A 533-nucleotide genomic window follows, 5' to 3' on the forward strand; every position below is an offset into this window, starting at 1 on the left:
ACAATATTGAATAATTCTTCATCTTTAATAGAATGAAGGACATTCTTAGCATGAACTTCTTTTTTTACATCCATTGGTAAATTATCAATGAAGCGTTGCGTATTCAAATCACCGCCAAAAAGGAGTTGGTATGTATTTTCTTTCAAAGGACCTGTGAGACTATAACTATTTGAGATTCGTGACATATTATCCATAAAAATAAGTTGAACACTAGTATTTTGAAGCCCGATAATTTCTAATACTTGATCAGGTCTCATCATTAATTTTTCAAAAATATCCGACAGACCATTAATGATAATTAATTGTTGAGTTTCTTCATTTTTTTCTATTAAATCTTCTAATGCTTCCTTAACAAGTTGAGATTCAGCCATAAGTATTTTCTTGCCAATATAAAGCGAAACATCATTCATCAAAAATTCTAAACTACTATTTGTATCAATAACAATAATATTTTCTCTAGATACTTGTTTCAAAATTTGATTTGTCAAAAAAGGATAAATTAATTTTGCTTGTTTAGATGATTCAGGGAAAAT

1 pseudogene is annotated in these 533 nt (G+C 27.8%); it reads right to left on the reverse strand.

The features are described from left to right. Positions 1-473: pseudogene (locus IAE51_RS12020) on the reverse strand (hypothetical protein); the annotation flags it as partial. Positions 474-533: the final 60 nt, after the last annotated feature.

Origin of the sequence: Lactococcus sp. S64 (assembly GCF_016516525.1) — a bacterium.
Classification (GTDB): Bacteria; Bacillota; Bacilli; order Lactobacillales; family Streptococcaceae; genus Lactococcus; species Lactococcus lactis.